General features: G+C 56.2%; 13 protein-coding genes and 1 CRISPR repeat array. Of the genes, 3 read left to right on the plus strand and 10 right to left on the minus strand.

The window, feature by feature from the left end; genetic code table 11:
* Window positions 1-3 precede the first annotated feature (3 nt).
* A complete protein-coding gene (locus FKN99_RS09795) occupies window positions 4-540 on the plus strand; it encodes a YqiA/YcfP family alpha/beta fold hydrolase (RefSeq protein ID WP_172117680.1) in 537 nt (178 codons plus the stop codon).
* Between the two features lie 17 nt (window positions 541-557).
* Here FKN99_RS09795 and ntrC read toward each other — a convergent pair whose 3' ends face one another.
* The 4 genes from ntrC to FKN99_RS09815 all read right to left on the minus strand — a co-directional run bounded on the left by ntrC (window position 558) and on the right by FKN99_RS09815 (window position 6,232).
* Window positions 558-1,985 carry a nitrogen regulation protein NR(I) gene (gene ntrC, locus FKN99_RS09800; RefSeq protein ID WP_172117681.1) on the minus strand — a complete coding sequence of 476 codons (1,428 nt, stop codon included), beginning with the start codon at window positions 1,983-1,985 and terminating at the stop codon, window positions 558-560.
* On the minus strand, window positions 1,982-3,040 hold the full coding sequence (gene glnL, locus FKN99_RS09805) for a nitrogen regulation protein NR(II) (RefSeq protein WP_172117803.1): 1,059 nt from the start codon (window positions 3,038-3,040) through the stop codon (window positions 1,982-1,984). The genes ntrC and glnL overlap by 4 nt, the downstream gene beginning before the upstream one ends.
* A gap of 270 nt (window positions 3,041-3,310) precedes the next feature.
* Window positions 3,311-4,717: a glutamate--ammonia ligase gene (gene glnA / locus FKN99_RS09810; RefSeq protein WP_172117682.1), complete on the minus strand. Its 1,407-nt coding sequence runs from the start codon at window positions 4,715-4,717 to the stop codon at window positions 3,311-3,313.
* Window positions 4,718-5,203: 486 nt separating this feature from the next.
* Window positions 5,204-6,232, minus strand: coding sequence for an acyltransferase family protein (locus FKN99_RS09815; RefSeq protein ID WP_172117683.1), 1,029 nt, complete (start codon window positions 6,230-6,232; stop codon window positions 5,204-5,206).
* Window positions 6,233-6,397: 165 nt separating this feature from the next.
* Between FKN99_RS09815 and FKN99_RS09820 the strand changes: the two genes are divergently transcribed.
* Both FKN99_RS09820 and FKN99_RS09825 read left to right on the plus strand, forming a co-directional pair.
* Entirely contained in the window at window positions 6,398-7,273 is an 876-nt protein-coding gene (locus FKN99_RS09820; protein ID WP_406565426.1) for an alpha/beta hydrolase, read from the plus strand.
* Between the two features lie 64 nt (window positions 7,274-7,337).
* Window positions 7,338-7,643: a hypothetical protein gene (locus tag FKN99_RS09825; protein WP_172117684.1), complete on the plus strand. Its 306-nt coding sequence runs from the start codon at window positions 7,338-7,340 to the stop codon at window positions 7,641-7,643.
* Between the two features lie 109 nt (window positions 7,644-7,752).
* A CRISPR array of direct repeats spans window positions 7,753-13,605; the repeat unit is 28 nt; unit sequence TTTCTAAGCTGCCTGGGCGGCAGCGAAC.
* A 129-nt stretch (window positions 13,606-13,734) separates the two neighbouring features.
* On the opposite strand, the gene cas6f is transcribed toward FKN99_RS09825, so the two are convergent.
* The 6 genes from cas6f to cas1f form a co-directional block, all read right to left on the minus strand.
* The gene (cas6f, locus tag FKN99_RS09830; RefSeq protein WP_172117685.1) at window positions 13,735-14,304 is read right to left on the minus strand and encodes a type I-F CRISPR-associated endoribonuclease Cas6/Csy4; all 570 of its coding nucleotides are present in this window, start codon (window positions 14,302-14,304) and stop codon (window positions 13,735-13,737) included.
* A 3-nt stretch (window positions 14,305-14,307) separates the two neighbouring features.
* Window positions 14,308-15,342 carry a type I-F CRISPR-associated protein Csy3 gene (gene csy3, locus FKN99_RS09835; protein ID WP_172117686.1) on the minus strand — a complete coding sequence of 345 codons (1,035 nt, stop codon included), beginning with the start codon at window positions 15,340-15,342 and terminating at the stop codon, window positions 14,308-14,310.
* Between the two features lie 27 nt (window positions 15,343-15,369).
* Window positions 15,370-16,341, minus strand: a complete 972-nt coding sequence (gene csy2, locus FKN99_RS09840; protein ID WP_172117687.1) for a type I-F CRISPR-associated protein Csy2 — start codon at window positions 16,339-16,341, stop codon at window positions 15,370-15,372.
* The gene (gene csy1 / locus FKN99_RS09845; RefSeq protein ID WP_172117688.1) at window positions 16,338-17,726 is read right to left on the minus strand and encodes a type I-F CRISPR-associated protein Csy1; all 1,389 of its coding nucleotides are present in this window, start codon (window positions 17,724-17,726) and stop codon (window positions 16,338-16,340) included. The genes csy2 and csy1 overlap by 4 nt, the downstream gene beginning before the upstream one ends.
* Before the next feature lie 417 nt (window positions 17,727-18,143).
* On the minus strand, window positions 18,144-21,470 hold the full coding sequence (cas3f, locus tag FKN99_RS09850; RefSeq protein WP_172117689.1) for a type I-F CRISPR-associated helicase Cas3f: 3,327 nt from the start codon (window positions 21,468-21,470) through the stop codon (window positions 18,144-18,146).
* Entirely contained in the window at window positions 21,467-22,441 is a 975-nt protein-coding gene (gene cas1f, locus FKN99_RS09855) for a type I-F CRISPR-associated endonuclease Cas1f (protein ID WP_172117690.1), read from the minus strand. The genes cas3f and cas1f overlap by 4 nt, the downstream gene beginning before the upstream one ends.
* Window positions 22,442-22,550: the final 109 nt, after the last annotated feature.

Here is a 22,550-nt window from a genome sequence, read left to right on the forward strand (position 1 = left end):
ATAATGATGACCGTCTATCTTTCACACGGCCTGGAAAGCGGGCCCGGTGCCTTGAAAATTCAGGCACTCAAAGGGATCGCCGAAACGCTCGATGATTGTGAGCCGGTCGTTATGGATTACCGTGGCATGGCAGAGCCCCCCAGGCGGCTGGATCACCTGTTGGATACTCTGTCAAAACGCAATGATAACCCCGCAGCGTGTGTGCTAGCGGGTTCAAGCCTGGGAGGATGGCTGAGCGCTGCGGTTAGCGCTCAGCATCCCCTTTTAGGTTGTTTTTTACTTGCCCCTGCGCTTGGCTTACCGGCATACCCTGAAACCTCGCCGATGATTCAGGCTCAGCTTACCCATATCATCCACGGCTGGCAGGATGATGTCGTGCTGCCCGGCCCCGTTATTGAACGCGCCCAGTTACAACAACTCTCGTTACGGATGGTCAATGACGACCATCGTCTTCACGCTAGCCTGGACACCATACTGAGCGACTTTGAGCGTTTTCTAATGCAGTGCCAAGCGCTTACCAAGCAATCAATGCTCGTTTAGCGCGCACAGTGGCAGCGTTATTCGTCTGCCAGGGCGGGTAGCAACGTCTTTAATTTACGCGTTAGTGTATTGCGCCCCCAGCCTAACAATTCCGCTGCTTCTCCTTTACGCCCACCGGTATGTTTTAACGCCGTCTCAATCAGAATTTTCTCAACGTCGGGTACGGCCTCTTCCAACAGATGTGTATGCCCTTCGGCCAGAGCACGGTCGGCCCATTCCCGAAAGGCGCTGCGCCATTCGCCATGACCGCCGCTTTCAGTTGCCTGGGGGGAGCGTAGCTCTGGCGGTAAATCCTCCACCAGAATTTCACGCCCAGACGCCATTACCGTTAACCAGCGACAGATATTTTCCAGTTGGCGCACGTTACCCGGCCACGCCAGGCGCGTCAGGTGCTCCTCGGTTTCGGCCGTGAGTACCTTGATGTCGGTGGCAAGTTCTTTGGCGGCTTCAGCAAGAAAATGCCGTGTGAGGCGTGGGATATCCTCACGGCGTTCGGCAAGGCGCGGCAAGTGAATGCGGATAACGTTCAGGCGATGGAAAAGGTCCTCACGAAAGCGCCCGTCATCCACCAGCGACTCAAGGTTCTGGTGCGTCGCGGCGATAATCCGCACGTCAACCTTGACCGGGGTGTGCCCGCCCACTCGGTAGAACTCACCGTCGGCCAATACGCGCAGCAAGCGAGTTTGGGTTTCAGCCGGCATATCGCCGATCTCATCCAGAAACAGCGTGCCGCCGTTGGCCTGCTCAAAGCGCCCCTGGCGCTGGGCAGCGGCCCCGGTAAACGCACCTTTCTCGTGGCCAAACAGTTCAGACTCAATCAGATCACGCGGGATGGCCGCCATGTTCAGGGCAATAAACGGCTTGCCCGCCCGAGGGCTGTGCTGGTGGAGTGCCTGGGCTACACGCTCTTTACCGGTGCCCGACTCGCCATTGATGAGCACAGTAATATGCGAATGAGAGAGTCGCCCAATGGCCCGAAACACCTCCTGCATGGCCGGCGCTTCACCAATGATTTCTGCGTTCAAACCTTCGGGAACGCTGATCGGCCGTTGGCGCTCGCGCGCATGAGCCACCGCCCGGCGCACAAGCGCCAGCGCTTCATCCACATCAAACGGCTTGGGCAGGTACTCAAACGCACCGCCTTGATAAGAGGCCACTGCGCTGTCGAGATCCGAATGAGCGGTCATGATGATGACCGGCAAATCCGGGTGCGCCTCACGGATGTGCGACATAAGATCCAGCCCATCAATGCCCGGCATGCGAATGTCAGTCACCAGCACATCCGGTGGGGTTGTCAGCAGTCGTTCCAGTACGGTATCGGCGCGTTCTATGCACTCTACATCAAGATCCGGCTGTGCCAATGCACGTTCAAGCACCCAGCGGATAGCGCGATCGTCATCCACAACGACCACCCGTGCAACCTCGTTACGTGTCGCCTCTATCATGATGCTTCTCCGGTACAATTAATAACCAATGGAATCAGTAAGCGGAACTCGGTGTGCCCGGGACGTGAGTCACATTCAATCAACCCTTGATGCTGATGCAGGATCGACTGAGCGATGGACAACCCCAATCCGCTGCCTTCAGCACGCCCTGACACCATCGGGTAGAAGAGCGTCTCTTTAAGTCCTTCCGGGATACCAGGGCCGTTATCGATCACACCCACCTCGCTCACTAACCGGTGGCGCTCAGCACCCAGGGTGAACTGACGCCGGGCACGGGTGCGCAGCATCAATTCGGGCACAGGGGTCTCGGCATCGCTCATGGCCTGCACGGCGTTCCTGGCCACGTTAAGCACGGCCTGGATCATCTGCGCCTCATCCCCGGAAAGGTCCGGCAGGCTAGGGTCGTAATCGCGGTGGATGGTGATATTCGGATGTTCAGCCACCAGCAGCGTTCTTACCCGCTCCAGCACTTTGTGGATGTTCACCGGCGCGTGCTTAACAATGCGATTCGGGCCAAGCATCGAATCCACCAGATCACGCAAGCGGTCAACCTCCTCCACGATGATATGGGTAAACTCACGCAATTCAGGCTTATCCAGGTCACGCTCTAATAGCTGAGCCGCCCCGCGGATGCCGCCCAGCGGATTTTTCACTTCATGGGCCAAGCCTCGGGCTAGCACTTTGATGGTTTCCTGGCGCGTGGTTAGCGCTTCCTCGCGGGAAATTTGCATCAAGCGGTCACGAGGCTCTACTTCCAGCAGAAGCTCGTCTGCCGACAGGGGCGTCACGGTGTAATCCACCGTCAGCGCTTCACCGTTAACCGGGGTAATGCGCGCCTCGCGCTGGGTGTAGGGATGAAAGGCATCCCGCGCCTTGGCCAACACCTGGTCAATACTTTCATCACCGCCCAGCAGGGTATCCTGGCTGCTCCCCTGCACACGGCTAAAGCTTACTGCCAACAGCGCTTCGGCGGCAGGGTTCATCCAGCGTACGCGGAGCTCACCGTCCAGCAGCAGCACTGCCATGGAGAGATGTTCTAGTAAACGCTGATACATGAAGTGTCCTGAATGTCGCTGATAAAAACGTTCAATACGCAAGAGAAACTGCAAAAAGCACGCCAGGTTGGCCCCTTTCATCAGCATGCACGCCTTATGGGCGCCAAGCCTTGATTCAACGAGCGTTAAGCGCGCAACCTGCCATGGTGCGATCCACCACATGCACTATTTTAGTGCATGGAGTACCGTTAAGGCGCACCCTCTCACTGGTTAAGTGCAATAAAAAACCCCGCCGAAGCGGGGTTTTAGGGCTATCGCGTCAAAACGCGATTAGCAGCTGTAGTACATATCAAATTCGATAGGGTGCGTGGTCATGCGAATACGCTCCACTTCTTCCATCTTGAGTTCGATATAGGCATCAATCATATCGTCGGTGAACACGCCACCTTCGGTCAGGAACGCACGGTCAGCGTCGAGCGCTTCCAGAGCCTGGTCCAGGCTGTTGGCAACGGTCGGTACCAACTTGCCTTCTTCTGGCGGCAGGTCGTACAGGTTCTTGTCCATGGCATCGCCAGGATGAATCTTGTTCTTGATGCCGTCGATACCTGCCATTAGCAGGGCAGCAAACGACAGGTACGGGTTAGCGGTCGGGTCAGGGAAGCGGGTTTCAACGCGCTTGCCTTTGGGGCTGACCGTATAGGGAATCCGGATAGAGGCGGAACGGTTACGGGCGCTGTAAGCCAGCATAACCGGCGCTTCAAACCCCGGCACCAAACGCTTGTACGAGTTGGTAGAGGCGTTGGTGAAGGCGTTCAGAGCGCGTGCGTGCTTGATCACACCGCCGATGTAATACAGCGCCATTTCCGACAGGCCTGCGTATTCATCACCGGCAAACTGGTTCTGACCATCTTTCCAGAACGACTGGTGAATATGCATACCAGAACCGTTGTCGCCAACCAGCGGCTTGGGCATGAAGGTCGCGGTTTTGCCGTACGCGTGGGCCACGTTGTGGATCACGTACTTCATTTCCTGAACTTCGTCCGCCTTCTTCACCAGCGTATTGAATTTAACGCCGATCTCGTTCTGCCCCGCATTCGCCACTTCGTGGTGGTGAACTTCAACGGTCTGACCAATCGCTTCCAGGGTGTTACACATAGCGCCACGGATATCGTGGAAGCTGTCGACCGGAGGAACCGGGAAGTAACCGCCTTTAACGCGCGGACGGTGCCCCAGGTTGCCGCCCTCTACCTGATTACTGGTCGCCCAGGCGCCCTCGTCGGAAGAAATCTTGTACATGGAACCCTGAATATCAGACTTCCAATGTACTTCGTCAAAAATAAAGAACTCAGGCTCCGGACCGAAGAAAGCAGTATCGCCCAGGCCTGTGGACTCCAGGTACGCCTCAGCGCGCTTAGCAATAGAACGCGGGTCACGATCATAGCCCTGCATCGTGGCTGGCTCAATGATATCGCAACGCAAAATCAGAGTAGCGTCTTCGGTGAAGGGGTCGAGGAAAGCAGTGCCATCTTCCGGGCGCAGGATCATGTCGGATTCGTTAATGCCTTTCCAGCCCTCGATTGAGGAGCCATCGAACATTTGACCATTTTCGAAGAACTCTTCGTCTACATCGCGGGCAGGCACGGTAACGTGCTGCTCTTTACCACGAGTATCGGTGAAACGCAGGTCCACCCACTTAACATCATGTTCTTCAATTAGCGCGAGAGTCTTGGCTGACATTGTGCCTCCGATATGGGCGTGGCTTAAAGCATGTAACAGTAAGCTATCGATAAAAGTGTTATTAGACAAACCCCGTCATTCAATAAAGTACGTGCCTGACAGGCCTATCCTTTTTGTTCGCTTAACATTTGCCTGAAATTGAATCACACATCGCCTAGCGATCATTTCAAACCGGCTATTGTTGTAGCACGCCGAGAGGCATCTGCCTACGGTGGCTAGCCGCTGACAAATATAATGCAGAGAACATGCCAATCCTGCACCAACATGACCGAAACAATTACTAACCTGTTGTTTTAAGGCATATAAAAGCTGCGTCTGCATGCCTCTCTATGACGCATAAGTATTTCCCGAGGCTTTTAAACACACACGGACCTGTTTTTTTGACCCAAAATAGATCAAACACAAGCATAAGCGCACCTAATTGGTGCATGAAAGACATAGAGCGCCCCTCTCGGCTTCCAACCCACCGCACAGCGCGTCAACGCCCTACACTTTTAGCCGCTTGCCAAACATCATGGCCCCGGCTTTTGTGGTGTTCGCCATTTTACTGAGCAGGATAGAGCCCGTGGCGCCCGTCACTATCAGCAGCAGCACGTAAACCGTTATAGGCAACGCCAACGGCATCACCAACGCATCGGTAATGGCAAAAAACATGGGGTGCGCCAGGTAAATACCAAACGAATACTGGTTGATATAGCGCACCCAGCGAGGCGCTGTGATGTCTTTTAAATAACGCATCGCTACAAGCGTTGAGAGTATGAACAGCGGTATCACCCACACTTCCTTGGATGAGAACTGCAGCCACCCCGCCACACTGGCCGCGACCAGCAGGCAAACCAACACGACCAACCACAAAGGCCACGACAGGTACTGCATCCATAAAGGCCGCAGCGGTGCCTGGGCTCCACTATCAAAGGGGTAGTAACGCACCAGCGCCAGGGCCAGAAAGAACAGATATATCCAGCCCAGAGGCGCTACCCAGAGCAGATACCCCGGCAGCGCCACACCCAGCCAATACGCCACTCCCCAGTACGCCATACTCACCCAACAGCTCACCCACAGCCACGGCACCGGGTTAAAGCGCCACAGCTGCCAACGGGTAAACAGCCAATAAGCGATATAAAACTGCATGGCGATAATCAAGAAATAACCGTGCCACCCGGCGAAAACAAAGTACTCCAGCGCATTGGCGACAAAGCCTACCGACTCCCCTGCCATGTACAGCCGGACCCACTCGGCCGTCGAGTAGATAAAGCCATATACCAGATAAGGCAGCATGACGTACTTTACCCGTTGGGCCAAAAAGCCAGGCGGCACTGCCTTGTCATAGCGCATGGCAAACACAAACACTGAAATGAACAAAAAGATCGGTGTGCCCAATACCAGCGGCAGGCGCATCAGGTCGGTGGCCAGGTTATCCACACGCTGATTAACGTGGTCCAGCAAATGAAATAAAAACACGGCCACGCAGCCGTACGCACGCAACCAGTAAATTTCCTCTATCCTTTTATGCATACCTGCTCCGTGTATGCCTGACATTCGCCTGCGCTGAACAGTGTCGGCGGGTACGGGGTACGACGCTATAACCTTGCGATAATTCCCGGAGGCTGTTTGTCGCTCTTCTCATTTTCAAGTGTATTTCACGGGTTGTTACGTTTCTTGTTGACCAGCCTGACAGCCCTGGCGGGCCTATGGAGCCTGTTTAACGCCGCCGTTGCTGGCGAGGTGCACTACGCCACCTTTGACTCGCCCACGCTGGGCCACGCCTACCCTTACACCGTGTATCTACCCGACCATTATGACGCCACTGCCGCCGAGCCTTACCCAGTGGTTTATCTGCTCCATGGCTCTTTTGGCAACGAACGAGACTGGCTAGCCAAGGGCAACCTTGCCCAAACTGCTGATCGTTTGATTCGCGCTGGACACATTCCGCCGGCCGTTTTCATCATGCCCGGTAGTCGCAGCTGGTGGGTAGACGGCCATAATGAGGCCGCCCGCAGCGCCTTTTTTAACGACTTGATGCCGCATGTTGAAAACCAGTACCGAGTGGGCGCCACGCGAGCGCTTCGCGGCGTAGGCGGGCTATCCGCCGGAGGGTTTGGCGCGCTTAATTTTGCCCTGGAAAAGCCCGAGATGTTTGCCGCCGCCGCAGCGCTAAGCCCGGCAAGCTATCTTCCGTATCCGCCGAGCAACTCCTCAGCACACCGCCATCCCGCGTTTTTGGATGAACAAGGCCATTTTGATACGGCTTTATGGGACCAGCTCAACTACCCCGCTTACCTTGAAGCGTATCGCATTAACGTAACGCCCCGGCCCAGCGCAGAAGAGAGCGACATCCCGATCGTGCCACTTTACATTAGCGCAGGCCGCAGCGATGTGTACGACGCCGAGTTTCACGCCCGTAAGCTACGCCAAGCCATGGAACGCATTCAGCCTAATGATGTACGCTTGGACCTCTACCCCGGCGGGCACACTTGGCGCGTTTGGCGTGCCAGCCTACCTGCGGCCTTAACCTTTATGTTTCAGCATATTGGCAAAGGTCCCATTAACCAATAACTAGCAAAACTAATAAAAACCAAACTACACTTGTGTTTTTCGGCCCACTTACAAGGAAACCACGATGCATCGACATATCGAATGGGAAGACCCCGGCAAAGACAGCGTATCCAAATTATTTGCTAATGATCACCATGAACACGCCCGCATTGGCACCGGCGATATTTTATCCGCTCGCTACCAAGGCCACATTGTTCACGTAAAAGTGGAAGCCTACCGAGAAGAAGACGCCGTGAGCATTGGCAGCGTTGCCGCCATCATGGATACCAAAGGGCACCATATTAAAGGCCTGCCTGATCTAAACATCGGTGACATCGTCCGGCTCCCCGATGACAAGCGCGCCTTTGAACACTGGGACAAGGATAAATAAGCGGTTCCAACACCGCTATTTCAAAGAGCCTCCATTGAGGCTCTTTTGCTTAAAGCTGAACGCTAGCGTTAATTTCAAGACAGCACCAAAAGATAGTAACGCTTGTCTATTTCTCAGCTGCCTGGGCGGCAGCGAACCAGCCCAGCGATCTTTTCGACGCAATACGTGATTTCTGAGCTGCCTGGGCGGCAGCGAACCTGCAAATCGCCGGGGAGTAAACCTGTGGTGTTTCTGAGCTGCCTGGGCGGCAGCGAACATTTCCTAGCTGATTTACTGCATCCCTTGCACTTTCTAAGCTGCCTGGGCGGCAGCGAACCAGCACCTCGTACAGCGCGTCTGCTTTGTTACTTTCTAAGCTGCCTGGGCGGCAGCGAACCGGAAGATACCGGCGTCCAGATCATCCAGCAGTTTCTAAGCTGCCTGGGCGGCAGCGAACAGTTCAAAAAATACACCGTGGCCGTTCGTGGCTTTCTAAGCTGCCTGGGCGGCAGCGAACCTGGCGCTGGCCACCGGACGGCGCGCGATCGATTTCTAAGCTGCCTGGGCGGCAGCGAACGACGCGGTGGCGTTCGCCTTTGGCGAGGGTGGTTTCTAAGCTGCCTGGGCGGCAGCGAACGCGCACGTGGTCGTTGGCCGCGTCCACTTCCATTTCTAAGCTGCCTGGGCGGCAGCGAACGCGGCGGCGAACCATGACGCCCGCGGCCTTGCGTTTCTAAGCTGCCTGGGCGGCAGCGAACGTAGGGGTCGCTTCGATTAACGGGGTCGAGGTTTTCTAAGCTGCCTGGGCGGCAGCGAACGATTGCCGGTTCGTAGCTGGTCAGGCTCACGCTTTCTAAGCTGCCTGGGCGGCAGCGAACTTGAAGTGCGGGCGTAATAGCTAATGCCGTAGTTTCTAAGCTGCCTGGGCGGCAGCGAACTCGCATTTGAATACTCAAGCTGGTATTGCCACTTTCTAAGCTGCCTGGGCGGCAGCGAACTCGGTGCTTATTCGAGCTCGTAATCTGGATGCTTTCTAAGCTGCCTGGGCGGCAGCGAACTGAGGTATGAAGCCTATCGAGCCGGGGTGCATTTTCTAAGCTGCCTGGGCGGCAGCGAACGCTCATGGAACTCATCAACTATCGAACCACTTTTTCTAAGCTGCCTGGGCGGCAGCGAACCTTGATTTCAAGCTGTAGGCCGGTACTGGTATTTTCTAAGCTGCCTGGGCGGCAGCGAACATCATCAATATTTTCTCGGAGGCCGTCCCCCATTTCTAAGCTGCCTGGGCGGCAGCGAACAACCGGGATAATCGATCCGCCGTATTTCTCTTGTTTCTAAGCTGCCTGGGCGGCAGCGAACGAAAATTCGCGGCGCTGGTGGCGAAGGGTTCTTTTCTAAGCTGCCTGGGCGGCAGCGAACCTGTGTTAAATGCTCGCGCTTTAGGTCATTGCTTTCTAAGCTGCCTGGGCGGCAGCGAACATGTCGTTCTCGGTAAACGACGGCGCGAGGCCTTTCTAAGCTGCCTGGGCGGCAGCGAACTCAGTAGCTTACAGATCGCTACCCTCGCATTTTTTCTAAGCTGCCTGGGCGGCAGCGAACTCTTTGGGCTTGAAAGCCTTGATCTGCTTATCTTTCTAAGCTGCCTGGGCGGCAGCGAACTTGGCCACCATCGGCCAGCACGTTCAAAATCATTTCTAAGCTGCCTGGGCGGCAGCGAACATGAAGTAACGGTCGAAAGTTGCCGCAATCTCGTTTCTAAGCTGCCTGGGCGGCAGCGAACCGATAGCGCCGCTATGAATCCATTATCGCCGTTTTCTAAGCTGCCTGGGCGGCAGCGAACCGAACGAATCCCTTAAGCAGCTGGTGACGTTTTTTCTAAGCTGCCTGGGCGGCAGCGAACATTCGGCCCGGATGTAGGCCCGTTGGCGATGTTTTCTAAGCTGCCTGGGCGGCAGCGAACGGTCCGAACCATTCGTACTGAAGGCGACCAGTTTTCTAAGCTGCCTGGGCGGCAGCGAACGCTGCGACATCCAGATTCATGATGTCGACGAGTTTCTAAGCTGCCTGGGCGGCAGCGAACGTACCGCGAAGGCTTCGGCCAGCGTGAAGTCATTTTCTAAGCTGCCTGGGCGGCAGCGAACATCTGGAGGGCGAGCGATTCCCGATGCGTGGATTTCTAAGCTGCCTGGGCGGCAGCGAACGCAAGCGGCGCGCGGCATCCCGATCGAGCAACTTTCTAAGCTGCCTGGGCGGCAGCGAACCCACCGCTGTATCATTAACTACCGGCGCTGTATTTCTAAGCTGCCTGGGCGGCAGCGAACGTTCCCGAGAGAGTGTCCGCGACTCGGGTCATTTTCTAAGCTGCCTGGGCGGCAGCGAACGGTGAGCTACTAGCCTCGGCGCGCGGGGAGTATTTCTAAGCTGCCTGGGCGGCAGCGAACACTGAGTTTGACCGATCCGCTCGGGCGATGAATTTCTAAGCTGCCTGGGCGGCAGCGAACGTCAATTCGCGCATCGTCACGGTTAGCCTTAATTTCTAAGCTGCCTGGGCGGCAGCGAACCGCCTAACTGGTCGGTGTAATAAGGCTTTTTGTTTCTAAGCTGCCTGGGCGGCAGCGAACCACTGATTGATCGGCGGTTAGAGAGTGTTAGCTTTCTAAGCTGCCTGGGCGGCAGCGAACGTAAAAACTAACGCTGAGCGTGACAATAATATTTTCTAAGCTGCCTGGGCGGCAGCGAACGAACCCTGTAGCGAGGAACGAGCGTAATGGGTTTTCTAAGCTGCCTGGGCGGCAGCGAACTTGCATGCCTTTGTAACCGTCTCAATTCCTGATTTTCTAAGCTGCCTGGGCGGCAGCGAACGTTGAGGGCATGAATATTTCATCGGGCATGGTTTTCTAAGCTGCCTGGGCGGCAGCGAACCAGCTTTGGGGTAATGTTGGCCGCTTTGTGATTTTCTAAGCTGCCTGGGCGGCAGCGAACTTCGTCAGCCAGAATAGTGGCAGTGGTTGGCATTTCTAAGCTGCCTGGGCGGCAGCGAACTCTTTGGCGCCTTTAAACCAATCGCGCAAATCTTTCTAAGCTGCCTGGGCGGCAGCGAACAATATCCATGCTGGCCGTGGTGGCCGCACAGTTTTCTAAGCTGCCTGGGCGGCAGCGAACTCAAGCAAGCGGTCGTACTCTTTGCGAGGGATTTTCTAAGCTGCCTGGGCGGCAGCGAACGTGGCCCCATGATCATCCATGACGTTATTCAATTTCTAAGCTGCCTGGGCGGCAGCGAACTCCCAGCGCACCTTGTCATATTCGGCGATGGTTTTCTAAGCTGCCTGGGCGGCAGCGAACGTGCCGTTATTGACCCATTGCTTGCCGTTAATTTTCTAAGCTGCCTGGGCGGCAGCGAACGTGACTATAGCCGCATTGAAGATGATGAGTTTTTTCTAAGCTGCCTGGGCGGCAGCGAACGACGCGTACCGTTGATGACTGGGGAGTGGTTTTTTCTAAGCTGCCTGGGCGGCAGCGAACACGTTAGAGGTGATCGACCCGATAGACGGCATTTTCTAAGCTGCCTGGGCGGCAGCGAACGTATTCAATTCCGCTCTGGACGGCTCTGCAGATTTCTAAGCTGCCTGGGCGGCAGCGAACAGTGATGCTGCTGACGTTGCCGCCGAAAATCATTTCTAAGCTGCCTGGGCGGCAGCGAACTCACCTGCCATCGCTCGTCGATCTGACGAATGTTTCTAAGCTGCCTGGGCGGCAGCGAACCCCGGTACTCCATGCGGCGTTCGTCGAGCGTGTTTCTAAGCTGCCTGGGCGGCAGCGAACTTTTCGTCACTCATCGCGTTAGCAACGCCGATTTTCTAAGCTGCCTGGGCGGCAGCGAACAAAAGCGCGTGGTATTGCGGATTCCACGTGTCTTTCTAAGCTGCCTGGGCGGCAGCGAACGAGGAACATCTCATCGAATACGGTTTTCGTTCTTTCTAAGCTGCCTGGGCGGCAGCGAACCGAGTTAGCGCGACCGATGTTTAATATCATCTTTTCTAAGCTGCCTGGGCGGCAGCGAACCGAGTTAGCGCGACCGATGTTTAATATCATCTTTTCTAAGCTGCCTGGGCGGCAGCGAACCAACCGGCGTTACGGCGACACCCACGCTCACCTTTCTAAGCTGCCTGGGCGGCAGCGAACTCGCGGATCTGGTGCGGTCCACTGCGGAAGCTTTTCTAAGCTGCCTGGGCGGCAGCGAACCCGGGCGCTTGAGCTTTTGAAGCACGCTCTCGTTTCTAAGCTGCCTGGGCGGCAGCGAACCCAGGCGACACGTTCGAGCGCCCCGCCGAGCATTTCTAAGCTGCCTGGGCGGCAGCGAACTGCTTTGCGGGCGATGCTGAACGCTTCTTTACTTTCTAAGCTGCCTGGGCGGCAGCGAACGGCTAGGGCGTCGCGTACTTCGCGCCCCAGATTTTCTAAGCTGCCTGGGCGGCAGCGAACGCGCTTCTTGCTCATGCCTGAGCCATCAACAATTTCTAAGCTGCCTGGGCGGCAGCGAACCTGGGCAAAGCGCTGTCAGCCAGTACATGAATTTTCTAAGCTGCCTGGGCGGCAGCGAACCGTTGAATATGACGTCCAGCTCTCCTTTTGACTTTCTAAGCTGCCTGGGCGGCAGCGAACCTGTCGAGCTTCCCGGCGTTCAAGTGGGTCGATTTCTAAGCTGCCTGGGCGGCAGCGAACCTGTGAACGGTAACTTTTATGAAGATTGGTTTTTTCTAAGCTGCCTGGGCGGCAGCGAACGTCAGCGGGCGCGTGAGCAGTCGATCAACTCTTTTCTAAGCTGCCTGGGCGGCAGCGAACAGCACGGTCGAGATCTTGCCGGGCAGCACTGATTTCTAAGCTGCCTGGGCGGCAGCGAACGCTTTGCCGGTTCCAATCTGAGCAAAAACATTTTTCTAAGCTGCCTGGGCGGCAGCGAACTGAGTCGCGTGGATGCCCCTGCTTTGATTGGCTTTCTAAGCTGCCTGGGCGGCAGCGAACTGGGGCAGGCAGCCGATCCAGACCCACTTCCATTTCTAAGCTGCCTGGGCGGCAGCGAACGGCGCCGCGTTTGAGCAAGGCGACCGTGTGCTTTTCTAAGCTGCCTGGGCGGCAGCGAACATGAAGCGTTGACTGAAGCCCTTAATGCTTATGTTTCTAAGCTGCCTGGGCGGCAGCGAACGCTGGGTGCCTCGGCCAGTGATGGTGCTTAATTTTCTAAGCTGCCTGGGCGGCAGCGAACAACGATATGCTGGGCGCCAGCCCCATCGAAGCTTTCTAAGCTGCCTGGGCGGCAGCGAACGTAGGCGACCGGGAATCCAAGCTCCCTGCGCTTTTCTAAGCTGCCTGGGCGGCAGCGAACAGCATGTGGCCATGCTGTTGGCCGTGCAGTGCTTTCTAAGCTGCCTGGGCGGCAGCGAACCCGTTATGACGGGTTGCGCAGCGGTGATACTCTTTCTAAGCTGCCTGGGCGGCAGCGAACCAGGGCGACTAACCGCGCCTTACGTTCGGCGATTTCTAAGCTGCCTGGGCGGCAGCGAACTTGACTGCCATATCGGGTCGGGAATTACGCTATTTCTAAGCTGCCTGGGCGGCAGCGAACACGCTTCGTGAAAAGCATTATGTGCGCTATATTTTCTAAGCTGCCTGGGCGGCAGCGAACATTTCGGTTTTCCTTTTGCAGCCAATGAGGGCTTTCTAAGCTGCCTGGGCGGCAGCGAACCCGGTAGCTGCGCTGGGTGTCCATGTCTTCATTTTCTAAGCTGCCTGGGCGGCAGCGAACCTCGACCAGCGCCGCCGGCGCGTGCATCAAGTTTTCTAAGCTGCCTGGGCGGCAGCGAACAACCTGTGCAGGGTTATCGTTTATGTCGTAGTTTTCTAAGCTGCCTGGGCGGCAGCGAACCAGTATTTTGTTAACGCAAGCAGCGCGGCGATTTTCTAAGCTGCCTGGGCGGCAGCGAACTAGAGCTTACCAAAAATAATCTACTGATTGTTAAAGAACTTTGCCCAAAAAAAGCGGTATCACCCTTTCCTGGGAGATACCGCTAAGTGGTTGATTAATCGCGGTCCTTATTCATACAAAGAAAAAGGGTCAAAACCAGGGCACGGTGGCGTTACTGCTTAAGCCATAATGGTTAAATGTGCCTGCCACCGCTTTTTCCTGCGGCTTTCCATGTTCAATGAATAAGCAAAAGCGCTGCTGTGTAGAGCGGCTATTGATCTGCACAAACGGCAGCTCAATACGCTTTTCCGCTACTTTTGCGTAGATATCACGCGCTGCTTCTTCTGAAATGTCATGCCGCTTGGCATAGCGCTTCGCGCGGCTGGGGCTTCCTGTGTTGAACTGCTTGCGCGCTACGTTGGTATGCTTAGCATTGGCCGGGGTCGCCAACGCGTCGCTAACACTAACGTGATCACGCATACCGGTTAGCCACTGAACAGCCATCAGTTGTTCAAGGCTCGCTTGGGTGCCGTGCAAGCGTAGGTGCCCGCCCAAGCTGCGGGCGCGAACGCCGTGTTTACACAGCGGAAAGCTGACGCCGATAGCATTTGATTCCAGATCGAAAAGCGCCCGATGCAGCTTGTTATAAAGCGCGCCCATCAGCATTGGCTCGGGAAAATCCGGGTCTGGCCTTAGGCGGATATCGATATAGTGATCCATGGCTTACCCCGCATCGCCGAACACGCCGCCGCGAATCAGGGTGGCCATTACAAAATGCTGCTGCTCGGCGGGCGGAACCTGGTCTTTCAGCAGCCAGTTATCCAGCAGGTTGTAGAAATCCACTTTCTGTTTAGGCTGACGATAAGCCGTACCCTGTGTGGTCACCGAGCCGTAGGGCTCGACAGCGATGGGGCCTAGATCGCCGCCATCTTCCGGCGCCGGGTACCAGGTATCGATAGTGCGCAAGGCGTTACCGAGTTTCTGGGAGTGAATAGCCGCCTGCTTGTCGTCGCCGATGCTGTAGAGCGTCTTGCTCTTGTCGCCACGGGAGCGGTCCAGAATCAGTTCCTGCGAAGGGAATACTTCTTGACCGGCGCCAATACGGGCGAACGCAACAACATCAAGCAACAGGTACTGCTTACCTGCCAACGCTTGGGCGATAGCGGTCCCCAGCTCTTGGGTCTGTTTATCGCCGCTAAAGTCGCGAGTGGATTGTTCAAGTGCATCGAAAGTCCAGGTCTTTTCCGGCTGGCCCTCCTTCATCTGGCTGACGACAACCTCAACCTCCTCAGCGCCCATGCGATTGCGCCACAGGAAGCGGCCATTGGCAAGGTTGCAGGCGTAGCGATGAGCCAGCTCGTCGAAGCCGTGTTCGCTCACGTAGCCCGATACTGTCTGCGCCAGTTTCTTCTGATATTCAGCGTTATTGCAGGCAGAAGGTGTACCGGCGCCAGCCAGTACCCGTAGCGTAAAGCGAACCGCCAGCGTATCGGCGTCGTGAGGCAGAGTCGCGACATCTACTGTTTGGAGGTTGGGGTTCTCAATAGCGGCATCGAGTTTGAGCGGGTCTTGGTCCTTGGCTTTCAGACGATTGGAAATCGTACCGCGCACCGATTTTTCACGTACCGGTACGAAGTTCCATTGTGCTACCTGCGCGCGGTCTTCCCAGTTTCCGGCACGGAACAGCGCGTCGGAAGGATCGAGCTTGCGCTCGAAAGCGAGCACAGAAGCGGTTTTGAGTGTGTCATTCTTGGCCATGTCGTTTCCCCTTTGATTAGTCTTGTGTCAGCGCTTGGCGTAGTCGTTTTGCAGACGATAAATACCGCGATCCAGGTCATTCTCCACGAACCACATCAGATCCTCGGGTGTTTGAAAGCGATGCGGGCTTACCCACTCGCCAATGGAGTAGAGGCTTTCCACGAATTGGAATGGCACCTTAGGGTCGCGGGCGTTGGTAACATCGCCGGGCGCGTATAGCTCCGAGATAGCACCGTAGCCAACCGGAATCGGCACTAGCCAGCCGGGGTAAGGTCGGCGCACGTTCCATCGCACCACCTCTTTCTCTTTGTCGTCGTTGTTGCCCTTCACCTGCTCGACGTGACATTCGTGGTTAAGCCGGGAGAGGTCGAGCCAGGCGTCCAGCGCCGTGGCGCTTGCATCGTGAGCTTTTAGCGTGGCGGTGTGTTCAGCAAGTAGATCGTCACGCAGCACCAGTGCAAAACCGGGTAGAAGACGACGCTTGAGGCGCTGCCACTGTTTTTTTCTGTCTACTTCAATGGCGCTAAAGCTGATCAGCTCCGGGCGGTGGCGCTTTTGAGTATCGAGCGAAGGCATGACACTGCCACCCGCGATACGCATGCCCTGAACCTGCTCGTATAACGTCTGCGCAATAGCATTACGACGCTCGGCGCTGCCAAGGTCATCGCCTTCCGACTCCACGCCAATCAACAGGCTGATATCCAGATGCGCGCGCCCTTCTTCGACGATGGCTGCCGTGCTGCCGGTTTTATCGACCGGGTTGCGCGTCAGGTGAAACGCCTTGATGAAGCCGCCTTCGGTCACTTGGGGCTCGATGTGGTGACACACCACGCCAATCTCGTTAAAGACCAGTTTGATGTCGTCAGGCAGATTGCGCTCCAGCACTTGCTGAACACCGACGAACGCGCTCATGGCGGGAAAGCCCCAGGTCATCGGGCTGGAAATGGCATTGGCGTTCTGGATGCGCAGCCGAGGAAGTAACAGGAGATGATCGATCATGGGGACTCTCCTGGAAGGCTTTCCTCATCGTCGCGCAAAGCGTCCTCTATATCTTCCAGCTGGCGTCGGAATTTTTCCAAAACCATCTCAACCCTGCTCGTCCAATAATCATGTTCCGGGTCGCCCAGGCTGATCTTCAGACGCTTGGTCAGCGTGTTTTTTAGCCAACCCGCGACACGCCGGGAAACTTCTTCATGCCAATCAGATTGACGTCGTGCGCTTGCAAACTCGGCGTCCAACTCACTTCGGCCAGGGTCGAGCCAATAGCGCTCAGCCATTACTAATCGACACTCACTGTCTTTTGACCAGCCCGGCGTTAAACGATGAAGCTCGTGGGTAAACATCAAAAGCTCATCGGATAACATTGCCGTTAGATCGTCGTGCAAATCTCTATCCTGATACGTTTTCCTTGGCGTCTTTCCAGATAAAGCGCGCCGCTCATCCTCTTCCATACTTTGTTTTACCCAACTGACCAAATCATTAACCAATTGGCGAACCGGCGCTCGTCGGCCAAAGCGGGGTAGAACTGACTCCGTGCGAAGTGGCGGGGTTACGTCACGGGAAACCCAGTTCGGCGGAAGTGAGGCAAGCAGGTAGTTTTGCCCACCGCGCTCACTATTGAGCTGAGAAATATTCTGTGGTTTGGTGCCGCCCAGTTTTTGTACGGCTAGATTGAGATAGTCACTGTATCCACCCTCGAAGGCAACGCTATCGCGGCGGGCCTTGCGCCCGCCCTTGGCGTGTTCGCCGAAGCGCGCCTCGCTGAGCTGGGCATGGAACGGGTGCGTCAAGGCGGTGGCATACAGCGGAGCCAATAGATGATAACCGGCGTCATCGGCAGGCTCATCGCCCACCTGCCAGTACACCTGCTTGCCCCGCGCATGAGAACTAGGCGTTCCTTTTGGCTCAACGATATTGGCAAAGGCACGCGCCCACTCCTGCGCTTCTTCACGGTCCTTACTGAGCGTATTGATTAGTTCACTATCCTGGTCAAGCGCCCGTTCCAGCAGCGAACGTCCTTGCCATTCGAGCTTCAGAAACTTGTAGACATCAAGGGCGGCTGCGTTTCCCGTGACATCCCCTTGGAAGTTTTCAGGAAGGCAGTGGCTACCTACGAGATCACCTTGGTCAAGCGAGCGGGGCTCCACGTAAAGATTGGTGCCCTTGGCATCCGGATGGACCGCCTTGAGCGAATGCGTGACGACCTGAAGCTGACTGACACGCCTCGCGGCATCGGCCAGCCAAGTTTGCGGCGCGAACTGCTCTTGTAGCTTGAGATAGACGGGATCATCCGGCGTAAGCTTTTCTGTTTTGGTCGCAAAGCGGTTCTGAATGAAGGAATCAATCAGCTCCCGCAGTGAATCTGGGAGTTGGGGTTCTGACATAAACTCTCTGCCCTAGTTGGGGTACATGCCAGTGGCATGGCATAATGCGCCCCAAGCGCTGCTAACGCTTGGGGCTTGGTTAGGGTGCTGTCAGTCTCTTCTAACGGGACAATAGCCAATCATCCTCATACCTCCTTTCGCTTTTCCACAGCGGTCTCAACGTTTTCAGTGCTCAGCTCGCCCCAGAGCTGCAACTCTTGGGGTGAGCATTTCACCCGCTATCGCGAGCTTGAAGGCAAGCGTATACTCTTCAACAAATAAAATCAATCCTAACAACCAATATCTTTTAGAGACGTTACGCTGCGCTGAGAAAGTGTTAGAATCAGCACCGCTGCCGATTAGGCTGCTTAGAAATAACAACCAATATCCTTCGCTGCCGCCCAGGCAGCCGCAGTCGGCCGTATAAGGCCGACTGCCTCATTTCTTCCTCACAAACCCCAACGCAGGATGGAAGTGCCATCCGTAAGGGGCGTAGTCGGTTTTCAGTCGAATGCGGCCAAAGCGCTTGGCGCAGCGTTCAAGGCTCATGTCCATGGCGTCCGCTTGTTCTGTAAGAGCCGTCATATAGTCCGGTTCGTTCCAAGGCGTGATGCGCGAATTTTCCAGTAGCGTATTCGGCAACCGATCCAGTTCTCGCTCTGCCGGGGTCAGCTTCTCTTCAAGGCCGCTCTGTTCGATGCTGTAAAACAGGTAATCCTCTTCCGCCTCATCCGGCAGCAGCACAAATTCGCTCTCTTGGGCGTTATCCTCGCGAAATGGGGCGTGTTGTAGAGCAGCGGCGCTGAGTGTCATCGAGGCAGGCCGATAGAAAAGATAAGCACCGAGATCGACCTTGGGCGCCTCGCCCCGGCGCTTGCGTCGCCTTGGTGCGCCTACCGGTTCTGCGCTCTCAACCATCAACGACCCCAGCCGTGCGTGCTCCAGGTCGACCAGCTTGCCGGTGGGCTCAGGCGCCTCAGCGGGTGTCAGGCGTGGACGTGAATCAATCGGATCGATTTCATTTTCACGTAGCAGATCGGTGAGCCTGTGCGTACTTAATGGCCAGAATTGCTCGGTCTCAAAGCCTGGGTGGCTGAAAGCGGGTCGCCTTCCTTCAAGATGTTTCACGTTGGTATCAAGCAGCGCGATATTGGGTTTACTGACAGCCGTTGGACGATGGCGGCGAACACGCCCTGCCAGTTGGATAATCGAGCGCATGGAAGACGGCTCAACGATAGCCCAATCGTAATCGTGATCGCGCCCTACCTCAGTAACGGGCGAGCCCAATACGATAAATAAGTGATCAGCTGCCTCGCCCTTTAACTGCGCTTGAATATCCGGCTGCGTAAAAACGCCCCATTCATCTCGGCGGTCCAGCACACGATCAAGCCTCGCCTCCAGCCGCGAGCGCAGCAGTAGTGGAAACTGCGAGTGGTAAACGCATAGATGAACCTGTATACCGTCGGGAATTTCGGATCGATAAAGCGCCTGCGCCACGGTGACCAGTGGCGCAATATTGGCCATGCGTACCAAACCGAAACTAACCCGTTTTTCGCTTTGCGGATCTTGCGTGTGATGCACCTTGTGCAACGCGATGGCTTGGTCAATTACCGTTTGTGCCAAAGCGCCAGCGATGGCTTCCAGTGATGAAGGCGCCGAAAAAGGCACGAGGTAACCACGGCGTAGTGGCGGCTGAGACGCTAGTTTGGCAGCACGCTTGCGGGCAAACGTATCGTGTGCGGCATCAAAGCGTGCGCCATCGGCACAGCTTTCCTGTGTGCAGCTGTGCTCATCAAACCAGGCACAAACCGGCTCGACGGGCGCACCCGGCTCACCCCGGTGCCGCTGGTATTCAGCACGGCCCTCCCGGTAGGCGTCAAAAAGGCCGCGAACTAGCGCAGGAGGCAGCGTGGCGGAAGAAAGCAGTACCTTTGAACCCAACATGCCCGCCCAATAGACCAACCTTGTAAGCGCAGGCAAATCAGCAATATCGAAGTCGTCCGGCTCATCCAGCACCAGGTCGCTGCTCATCAGGCGCAGCATCGGGGCGATCTGATGGCCGCCACGCAGGCTTTCGGTGGCGGGTACCAGATGATCAATCGTAGAAACGAGAATGGGGGCACAGATGAGGGAACGTGCACGAGGATCGGCCACCGCCTTGCTCAAGAGAGGGTGCGTATCCACGTTGCCTTCGAAGTGAACATGGCTTTGCTCGTCTAACAAATCAGCCCGCGAATCCGAACCACCCTGCGCCTGCTGGTGCTCGAACAGCGCACGGCTGGCAGACCCGCCCACGCGTACTGCAAGATCATCGCTGCCCAGCCCCAAGCGCTCACGGTAGGCTTGCCCCGTTTGCAGCGTTAGCGTGCGAAGCCCCAGCGCAATCGAAAAGCGCGCACCAAGGTCAGGCTCGCTCAGACCATAAATGATTCGCCCGTTGGCAATCGTCTTGCCACACCCAGTCGAGGCCATATTGATACCGAAAAAGCCTTGGCGGTGGCTTTTCTCACGCAAGCCTACGGCTAAATCATAGGCTTTATCCTGCCAGCGAAAACGCGGGTTTTTACTACGGGCCTTAAACCCTTTATGCCCGGTAATACCACTCATCGCCTTGGTCATATCAGGTAAGCGGTGAACAATTTCCCCCACTGCACGTGTCACACCCAGCAAATGCTCCGTTAATGGCTGGCTCATCTGGCGCTTGCCGTTAACCGTTGCCGTATTGGCATACAGCGTTTTCTTCCAAGGCCCGGTTAGCCGCCCCATCCCCGTCAGGCTGGAGTAGTAATGATCCGCCAGCATCAATGCCATACGGGCCAAGTGCATCACGTAAGGAGATTCAAGCGGGGGCTGTGCAGGCTGTAACTTTCCTAGCTGGCGGGCCAAACGCTGTGCCCGCTCGCGCCACGTTTTTTCCGTTACCGGCAAGCCGTGAAGAAAGCGCCAGTAAGGGGCTACGTCTTTCTCGGCAGCGGGTTCCACGCGCTCGTTCCAAGCGGCGGTAATAGCCTTTGGCAACGTTGGCAAATTACCTGTGTTGAGTGGCGCTTTGGCGCCTAGCCATTTCTGGTTGCCATCATCATCGTAAGCGGGTAATGCGGGAAGACGGTGGTGACTGACGATCAGCCAACCAATCGCCGCTGCCAACGGAGGTAAATGACCGAATGGCTGCACTTGCCCCGAATCATCCGGCGCGTCACACCGGAGGTTTTCAAGCCAAAGGGCGTCGTCTTTTCCCTCAAGGCTTTCAAGACGAGAAAGCCACGCAGCATCGTCATCTTCGCCAACGAAAGCCTCCAGCAAGCGCAGCGATACCCACTCATGGCGGTAACGATTGCGGCCTTCAAGTTTGCCCTGCAAGCGAAGCTGAAAGGCCTCGCTGGCCTTACCCAAATCATGAAAGAGCGCGGCCACCGAGGCCAGCAGATGAATCAGCTGGCCGCTGTGCCAATCGTTCTCGTCTTCTGCACGAAGGATATTACGCCGCGTGGTATTGGTCGGCGTAGCCCCGCGCCGGTTGAACTTCGCGGCATCTCCCACTACCCACACAAGCTCGCTGTGGTCGTGGCCACGAATCCAGTGGCAGGCCACGGCGGTGTTCTTGCGGGCGGATTTGCGCAGCAGCTTTCTTAACGTATCCAGCCCCGCTTGGGTGATGGGCGTTTGCCAGGTGCGGTCGCCCCGGCGCTCGGCGAACTGGTCGAGAATGCGGCGGGTTTCTTTCAGCGCATTTTTATTGCACTGGGAAATCAGCAGCACGTTCATGGTTCACCGCTCCCTAGCGCTTGTGCCACGTCCTTGAGCGTGTCGATCATAAAGTCGAGGGATTCAGTGCGCGTTAAGCGCTCAATACATGCTTGGCGAAATTCTTGTTCTTCATCACCGCGCATGGCGGAGATAAACGCCTGAGGCAAAATAACGGCGTCCTTGACCAGGTCCGCCACGTCAAACACCAAGCCGCCCCGGCGGGTTTTACCATGCAGTACGGCAAGGCCATGCGGAATGCCCAGCACCCACGTGGCGGTCGCGGCCAAGCCGTAAGCCAGATAGTTGCCGTGGTCGAGAAAGCGGTTGGCGGGGTCGGCGCCTGTGCCACGTTTGGCACGGGTGAAGTCGCCGTAATCGGTGGCATTAACCGCCAATTTAAAGAGCGTTTTGGTTAAGCGTGCTTCCAGCGTCAGTAAATCCACGGTACTGGGCGCTTGTGTGATCGCTTGGCGGTGGTGATGAAGTGCGCTGTGTAGATGCTCCTTATCAATATTGAATCCAGCATCTTTCATTACGCGGCTTGTCCAAAGCGCTTCAATACGCGTTAAACGGGCTTGCTGGAATGCCCGAGCGGCGTTTAGGCGCTTTACATCGTCAAACCAGAAGCGCACCCAGTATTGAAGGTACTCGGTGGGCCGGTACTCGCTTTGCGGGGTCAGCCAAGCGACGTCTACATCGACTTCATTGGCAGCGAACAGCGGCGTGCCACCACCCCCACAGAACCCAACCAACACGCCTGCTTTGGCCAGTTCGCGCATAGCAGCTTGGGTAATGGAGGTGCCGGTGCCCAAAAGTAGCGAGGTGGTATTGGCGATGGGGATATTCCAGTAGCGCGATTTGCTCCCCTCATCGGTGACATACTCAACACGACCACCATTGACCAGCACCCGGCAGTGCTGCAAGTAATAGAGATTTGCACGCTTGGAGTGCAGGATCGTTTTTAGATCTGATGGTGAGAAATCATCCATTACGTGCACCTCTTGCTCTTTTCAACATCTAACCATCCTTCGCCTTTAAGCGCCATTGACCTTAGTCATACTTAACGTCAGGCTTCCGTGAAAATCCCCTTCCAGTACA

It is taken from the genome of Halomonas hibernica (assembly GCF_013183775.1).
In the GTDB taxonomy this organism is placed as follows: domain Bacteria; phylum Pseudomonadota; class Gammaproteobacteria; order Pseudomonadales; family Halomonadaceae; genus Vreelandella; species Vreelandella citrativorans.

Bases quoted from the DNA above. Each gene is read 5' to 3' on its own strand.
- FKN99_RS09795 (WP_172117680.1), top strand. From the start codon at position 4: ATGATGACCGTCTATCTTTCACACGGCCTGGAAAGCGGGCCCGGTGCC.
- ntrC (WP_172117681.1), bottom strand. From the start codon at position 1,985: ATGATAGAGGCGACACGTAACGAGGTTGCACGGGTGGTCGTTGTGGAT.
- glnL (WP_172117803.1), bottom strand. From the start codon at position 3,040: ATGTATCAGCGTTTACTAGAACATCTCTCCATGGCAGTGCTGCTGCTG.
- glnA (WP_172117682.1), bottom strand. From the start codon at position 4,717: ATGTCAGCCAAGACTCTCGCGCTAATTGAAGAACATGATGTTAAGTGG.
- FKN99_RS09815 (WP_172117683.1), bottom strand. From the start codon at position 6,232: ATGCATAAAAGGATAGAGGAAATTTACTGGTTGCGTGCGTACGGCTGC.
- FKN99_RS09825 (WP_172117684.1), top strand. From the start codon at position 7,338: ATGCATCGACATATCGAATGGGAAGACCCCGGCAAAGACAGCGTATCC.
- cas6f (WP_172117685.1), bottom strand. From the start codon at position 14,304: ATGGATCACTATATCGATATCCGCCTAAGGCCAGACCCGGATTTTCCC.
- csy3 (WP_172117686.1), bottom strand. From the start codon at position 15,342: ATGGCCAAGAATGACACACTCAAAACCGCTTCTGTGCTCGCTTTCGAG.
- csy2 (WP_172117687.1), bottom strand. From the start codon at position 16,341: ATGATCGATCATCTCCTGTTACTTCCTCGGCTGCGCATCCAGAACGCC.
- csy1 (WP_172117688.1), bottom strand. From the start codon at position 17,726: ATGTCAGAACCCCAACTCCCAGATTCACTGCGGGAGCTGATTGATTCC.
- cas3f (WP_172117689.1), bottom strand. From the start codon at position 21,470: ATGAACGTGCTGCTGATTTCCCAGTGCAATAAAAATGCGCTGAAAGAA.
- cas1f (WP_172117690.1), bottom strand. From the start codon at position 22,441: ATGGATGATTTCTCACCATCAGATCTAAAAACGATCCTGCACTCCAAG.